General features: G+C 66.4%; 4 protein-coding genes and 1 pseudogene. All 5 read left to right on the forward strand.

The annotated features are described in order from the left end of the window. The first annotated feature begins 283 nt into the window (after positions 1-283). The gene (locus tag AC1DHD_RS12145) at positions 284-613 is read left to right on the forward strand and encodes a DUF6504 family protein (RefSeq protein WP_476879958.1); all 330 of its coding nucleotides are present in this window, start codon (positions 284-286) and stop codon (positions 611-613) included. After that, the gene (locus AC1DHD_RS12150) at positions 610-4143 is read left to right on the forward strand and encodes a DNA polymerase III subunit alpha (RefSeq protein WP_476879959.1); all 3534 of its coding nucleotides are present in this window, start codon (positions 610-612) and stop codon (positions 4141-4143) included. The genes AC1DHD_RS12145 and AC1DHD_RS12150 overlap by 4 nt, the downstream gene beginning before the upstream one ends. Before the next feature lie 146 nt (positions 4144-4289). Further along, entirely contained in the window at positions 4290-6296 is a 2007-nt protein-coding gene (gene thrS / locus AC1DHD_RS12155) for a threonine--tRNA ligase (RefSeq protein WP_476879960.1), read from the forward strand. A gap of 14 nt (positions 6297-6310) precedes the next feature. Further along, entirely contained in the window at positions 6311-6946 is a 636-nt protein-coding gene (locus AC1DHD_RS12160; protein ID WP_476879961.1) for an HIT family protein, read from the forward strand. Further along, positions 6936-7154 (forward strand): annotated as a pseudogene (locus AC1DHD_RS12165) (phosphatidylinositol phosphate synthase); the annotation flags it as partial. The gene AC1DHD_RS12160 and the pseudogene AC1DHD_RS12165, both read left to right, overlap by 11 nt.

Raw genomic sequence — 7154 nt, forward strand, 5'->3', positions numbered from 1 at the left:
GCTGGTGGGAGTGGTCCGGGGTGGCCGCTACGAGCCCCACCACGTAGGCCCCGGAACTCGGGATGTTCCCGTCAATATCGAACTTCGCCACCAAGGTTGAATCCTTGGCGGCGATGCTTACGTGCTTCAGGAGTGCGCTGTGGGAGCTCATGGCTCAATCCTGCTACCTCGGCTTGCGTCCGTCCACCCCCATCTAGGTTTTGCCCCGGCCCCGGCGTAGACTTGATTTGTTCGAAGATATATTCGAATCAATCTGTAGGGTTTGTACTTGCCGGGAGGCCTCATGGGGATGTTCAGCGAGTCGGTGGACGTCGCCTGTTCCCCGGCAGGCCAGCCGCAGACGGTCGTCTGGAAGGGCAGGCAGTACGAGGTCTGCGCCGAACCCGTCCGCTGGTTCGAGCGGCGGCAGTGGTGGGCCGAGGAACAGCGGGCACCCCTGGGCAGCGGACCGGGACTGGTGGACCACGAGATCTGGCGGGTCCAGGTCCGGGACACCGTCACGCCGGACCGGACTTTCACCCTAGACCTCACCAGGCACCTGGGTAGCGGCCGCTGGCGGGTGCTGCGGATCCATGATGCCCTGCATGCCTCGCGGGAGCCTGAATCGGCATGAGCTTCACCCACCTGCATGTCTCCACCGCCTTCAGCGCCCACTACGGGGTGTCCTGGCCGGAGGAACTCGCGGCGGCCGCGTCCGCCGACGGGGCCACGGCGCTCGCCTGCACTGACCGCGACGGACTCTACGGCACTGTCAAGCACCTTAAAGCCTGCATGGCGGCGGGGCTGGACCCCGTGGTGGGTGTGGATCTGGCGGTCTTTGACGACGACGGCGACCTCCGCACCCAGCTGGGCGGACGTGTTGTGGTGCTCGCCCACGGGCATAACCAGGGAGCCGGCTACCGTGCCCTGTGCCGGCTGGTCTCTGACGCACATGCCCGCACCACGGGGAAAGCGGGGGGAGTGGTGCCTGTTGCCGTGACCAGGGCGGAGCTGGCCTCACGCGCCCTCGATCCCTCAACGCTTGAACCGGTACTGACCGTTCTGATCGGTCCCGATTCGGACGTGGGGCGGGCCATGGGCGGGCGCCGGTACCTACGCCCCCGCACCCTCTTCAAACGCTGGCTGGATGTGATGCCTGCGGGAACCGTCGCGGCAGAGGTTGTGTCCCAGCTCAGCCCGCCCGGGGAACCCTTCAGCACCGCCCATGCCGTGCGGATGCTCAAACTCGCCGCCGAGCACTCGGTCCCCGCGGTCCTCAGCAACGCGGTGCGCTATTGCGCCGAAGACGGGGCAGCTACGGCTGACGTGCTGGATTCCGCCCGCACCCTGAAATCCCTTCCCGAGCTCTCCGCCGCCCCCCAGCTGCAGCCCAACGGCCAGGGCTGGCTGAAGACACCGGCTCAAATGCTGCGTCTGGGCCAGGAAATCATGCATGCCGCTGGCTACGGCGCCGCGGACCTCAAGAGCCTGCTGGCCCACACCGAGGCGCTCGCGGACCGCTGCCGGATGGACCCGGTCACGGACATGGGGTGGAAGCAGCCGGTGGTGCCCGAAGCCTCCGTGATCGGGATCGCCGGCGACCCGCTGGTAGAGCTTACCCAGCGGTGTGAGGCCGGGATCAACCGGCGCTTCCCGGGGATCACCGGGAAGGCTGCAGAGGAACTGCGCGCCCGGCTGGAACACGAGCTGCGGATCATCGACGGGCTCGGCTTCGCCTCCTACTTCCTGACGGTTGCCGAGGTGTCCCGGATGATCCTGGACATGGGTGTCCGGGCGGCGGCGCGCGGGTCGGGTGCCTCCAGCCTTGTGAATTTCCTGATCGATGTCAGCCAGGTCAACCCGCTGCAGCACGACCTCATTTTCGAACGCTTCCTTTCCCGCGACCGGGCCACGCTGCCGGACATTGACATCGACGTTGAAAGCGCCGAACGGCATAACGTCTACCGGAAGATCTTTGAAYGGTTCGGCTCCGAGCGCGTCACGTTGATGAGCATGCAGAACGGATACCGTGCCCGCGGGGCGGTACGCGATGCCGGCCTGGCGCTGGGTATGGATGGCGGGGACATCGATGAGATCGCCAAGCAACTGTGGCGGTTCTCGGCCCGGAACTTCCGCGAAGCACTGGTGGAAAAACCAGAGCTGAAGGAATTCGCCGGCCGGGTAGAGCAGCGGGACTTCACGGAGAACCAGCAGTTGGATCTTCTGGTGGACCTGACCGAACGGCTGGACCGCCTGCCGCGCCACATTTCGATGCACCCCTGCGGGGTCATCCTGGGCGATGCCACCCTGCTGAACCGCACCCCGGTCCAGCCCAGCGGCCTGGGCCTGCCGATGAGCCAGTTCGACAAGCACGACATGGACCCGATGGGCATGCTCAAACTTGATGTGCTGGGCGTCCGGATGCAAAGCGCCATGGCTTTCGCGGTCCGGGAAGTGATCCGGCTGCACCCGTCCAAGGCCGAGGTGGTGGCGGCCGGCCGCCACCCCGTAGGCTCCGACGGGACCGGCCCGGACTACATCGCCGCTGACGGCCGGATCGACCTCAACGCCGTGCCGCTCGACGACGAACCCACCTATGAGCTGATCCGCAGCACCCACACCCTGGGCTGCTTCCAGATCGAATCTCCGGGGCAGCGGGAACTGATCGGCAAGCTGGCGCCCCGGGAATTCAACGACCTCATCATCGACATCTCACTCTTCCGGCCCGGACCCATGAAGTCGGACATGGTGCGGCCCTTCCTGGAACACCGGCACGGTTTCGCCCCTGAGGTCTATCCGCATCCGGACCTCAAGCCCGTGCTGCAGGAGACCCATGGTGTGACGGTTTTCCACGAGCAAATCCTTAAGACCTTCGATGTGATGACCGGCTGYGGGCTGGCCCGGGCGGACGAGTTCCGGCGTGCCCTCGGCAATGAGGTCATGGAAGGCAAGGTGGAGGAATTCTTCCGCCGTGAGGCACGGGCACGGAACTATACCCCTGCCGTGGTGGACAAGGTTTGGGGAACCCTCAAGGCGTTTGGCAGCTTCGGGTTCTGCAAAGCCCACGGGGCGGCCTTCGCCGTGCCCACCTACCAGTCGGCCTGGCTGAAGACCCACCATCCCGAGGCGTTCCTGGCCGGGCTCTGGGAGCACGACCCCGGTATGTACCCCAAACGGCTGCTGGTGGCAGAAGCCCGGCGCCTGGGCATTCCCATCCTGCCCCTGGACATCAACCGCAGCCAGGCCGAATACCGGGTGGAAAGGGTGGAGGCCGGCCCGGACCAGGGCAAACTCGGCATCCGGCTGAGCCTGAACGGTATCTACGGGCTGTCCGGGGCCGAGCTGAAACGTACCGTGGCCGGCCAGCCCTACGATTCCCTCGCTGACCTGCGCGCCCGTTCACGGCTGAGCAAACCCAGCATCCAGCGGCTTGCCCAGCTGGGGGCCTTCGATTCCCTGCACCGCTCCTCCGGGGGAACTGCCAACAGGGCTGACCTGGTCCAGCATCTGCAGCAACTGCAAACCCGTCCGCAGCGCAAGGGCGTAGAGATCATAGAGGGCCAGCTCGCCCTGCCCCTGGGCGATGTCGAGCTCAAAAACCTGAAAGGAGGCCTGCCTGCCCCCACCCTGGTGGAGACGGTCCGCGCCGAACTGGATCTGTTGGCCCTGGACGTCAGCGGGCACCTGATGGCCAGCCACGCGCCGCTGCTGGAAAGGCTGGGCGTGACGACGGCGGACAAGCTCCTGGGGTTGCGAAACGGCACCGAAGTCCTGGTGGCCGGGGTGCGGGTAGCCACCCAGACCCCGCCGATGCGCGGCGGCCGTCGGGTGGTCTTCATCAGCATCGATGACGGCACCGGCTGCGTGGATTCCGTGTTCTTCCACGAGGCCCAGGAACAGTCAGGTCCCCTACTCTTCGGCACCCGGCTGCTGCTGATCCGCGGGACCACCCGGCGGACCGGACCGCGCGGCATCAGCATCAGCGCCTCCATGGCCTGGGACCTCAGCCGTACCGAGACCCTGCCGTTCCCTCCGGCGGCGGAGGGTCCCGGCCGGGGCGGCGGACCCGGCACGGCCGGGCATCCGGGGTATCCCGACGCCGCGGTCCCCGGTCCGCTGGACGGGATCCGGCGCAACCTTGCCATCACTGGCATGGGCGGCTGACCAACGGTAGACCTTCTGCGCACTGGCGGCCGGGCGGCGGCGGGCCGCGTTGGTTGGCCTCCCGGGAACCGATAGCATGGACGAGGCTGGCTGTGGTCCCCGTATGCCACAAGCTACGAAGCCTTAACTTTGAATAGGAGACACCCGTGTCAGATGCCCAGCAGATCACCCTTCTCGTCGACGGCGAAGAGACCAAGGTGACTACCGGGACCACCGGCGCGGAACTCTTTTTTGAGCGCCGCGACGTTGTTGTGGCCCGCGTCAACGGCGAACTGAAGGACCTGGACCAGGCGCTCCCGGAGGGTGCCGCCGTCGAATCCGTCACCATTGACTCCCCGGACGGCCTCAATGTCCTGCGGCACTCAACAGCCCACGTTATGRCCCAGGCGGTGCAGCAGTTGCGCCCCGACGCCAAGCTCGGCATCGGCCCGTACATCACCGACGGCTTCTACTTCGACTTCGACGTCGAGGAACCCTTCACCCCTGAAGACCTGCGCCAGCTGGAAAAGATGATGCAGAAGATCATCAACCAGAACCAGAAGTTCGTCCGCCGGGTTGTCTCCGAGGACGAGGCGCGCGAGGCCATGAAGGACGAGCCCTACAAACTCGAACTGATCGGCCTTAAGGGCGCCGGGTCCGACGCCGACGGCTCCAACGTCGAGGTCGGCGGCGGCGAACTGAGCATCTATGACAACGTCGAGCGCAAGGAAGGCACCGCCGTCTGGTGCGACCTGTGCCGCGGGCCGCACCTGCCCAACACCAAGCTGATCTCCAACGCGTTCGCCCTGACCCGCTCCTCGGCGGCCTACTGGCGCGGCAGCGAGAAAAACAAGCAGCTGCAGCGCATCTACGGCACTGCCTGGCCCACCAAGGAGGCCCTGAAGGCCTACCAGGAACGGGTTGCCGAGGCAGAGCGCCGCGACCACCGCAAGCTCGGCGCCGAACTGGACCTGTTCTCCTTCCCGGACGAGCTGGGTTCCGGCCTGCCGGTGTTCCACCCCAAGGGCGGCATCATCCGCAAGGCCATGGAGGATTACTCCCGCMAGCGCCACGTCGACGCCGGGTACGAGTTCGTCTACACCCCGCACATCACCAAGGGCCACCTTTACGAGGTCTCCGGACACCTCGACTGGTACCGGGACGGGATGTTCCCCCCGATGCACATCGACGCGGAACTGAACGAGGACGGCACGGTGCGCAAGCCCGGCCAGGATTACTACCTGAAGCCGATGAACTGCCCCATGCACAACCTCATCTTCGGCTCCCGGGGACGGTCCTACCGCGAACTGCCGCTGCGCCTCTTCGAATTCGGCTCGGTGTACCGCTACGAGAAGTCCGGCGTGGTGCACGGCCTCACCCGCGTCCGGGGCATGACCCAGGACGACGCCCACATCTACTGCACCCGCGAGCAGATGAAGGACGAGCTCACCACCACGCTCAACTTCGTCCTCGGGCTGCTGAAGGATTACGGCCTTGAGGACTTCTACCTGGAGCTGTCCACCAAGGACCCCGAGAAGTTCGTCGGTTCCGACGAGGTCTGGGAGGAAGCCACCCAGACCCTGGCCGAGGTCGCGCAGGAATCGGGACTGGAGCTTGTCCCGGATCCGGGCGGAGCAGCGTTCTACGGCCCCAAGATCTCGGTCCAGGCCCGGGACGCCATCGGCCGGACCTGGCAGATGTCCACCATCCAGCTGGACTTCAACCTGCCGGAGCGGTTCGAGCTTGAGTTCCAGGCCGCCGACGGCACCCGGCAGCGGCCGGTCATGATCCACCGCGCCCTCTTCGGCTCGATCGAACGGTTTATGGGTGTCCTGACCGAGCACTACGCCGGGGCGTTCCCCGCGTGGCTGGCGCCGGTCCAGGTGGTGGGCATTCCCGTGGCCGAAGCCTTCAACGACTACATGTTCGACGTCGTCGGCCAGCTCAAGGCCGCCGGGATCCGCGCCGAGGTGGACATTTCCTCGGACCGTTTCCCGAAGAAGATCCGGACTGCCAGCAAGGACAAGATCCCGTTTGTGCTGATCGCAGGCGGGGACGACGCCGAGGCCGGCGCCGTGTCCTTCCGCTTCCGTGACGGCAGCCAGGACAACGGGGTGCCCGTGGCCGAGGCCGTCCAGCGGATCGTCGACGCCGTCCGTAACCGGGCCAGCTAGCGGGGGAGCAGCACGTGCAGGAGACCACAGGCGCTGTCCCGGGCTACCCGGGGGACGACGGCGTGACCGACGACTTTGGCCTGGCCGGGGTGCCGGACGCGTTCCAGCGCCTGTGGACTCCGCACCGCATGGCCTACATCAAGGGCGGCCAGCACCAGTTCAAGAACCCGGACGACTGCCCGTTCTGCGTCGCTCCGGAACGTGAGGACGACGATTCCCTGATCGTGTACCGGGGACAGACCTGCTACGTCGTCCTGAACCTCTTCCCGTACAACCCCGGCCATCTCCTGGTCTGCCCCTACCGGCACATCCCGGACTACACGGACCTGACCGTCGAGGAAACCGCCGAGTTCGCCGACCTGACGCAGACAGCCATGCGGGTGCTGCGCAAGGTTGCCAACCCCAGCGGGTTCAACCTGGGAATGAACCAGGGGGTGACCGGCGGCGCCGGGATCGCCGGCCACCTGCACCAGCACGTGGTGCCGCGCTGGGGCGGGGACGGTAACTTCTTCCCGATCATCGCGCAGACCAAGGCGATCACCCAGACGCTCGGCGAAGTCCGCCAGCAGGTGGCCGAGGCGTGGCCGCAGGCCGCCGACAGCGGCAGCGACGCCGGTCCGTCGACCCCGGGGACCGCGAATGCTGAATAAGCACGCCCGGAGTTTCTTCACCGCACTCTTCTCGCCGCTGGCCCGGTGGCTGCTGCGGATGGGCATTTCACCGGACGCCGTCACCATCATCGGCACCGCCGGTGTGGTGGTCGGTGCCCTGGTGTTCTACCCCCTGGGTCAGTTGTGGTGGGGAACGTTGTTCATCACGGCCTTTATTTTTTCCGACGTCATTGACGGCATCATGGCC

This window comes from Arthrobacter sp. 05L45_2, assembly GCF_056397525.1.

Bases quoted from the DNA above. Each gene is read 5' to 3' on its own strand.
- AC1DHD_RS12145 (WP_476879958.1), top strand. From the start codon at position 284: ATGGGGATGTTCAGCGAGTCGGTGGACGTCGCCTGTTCCCCGGCAGGC.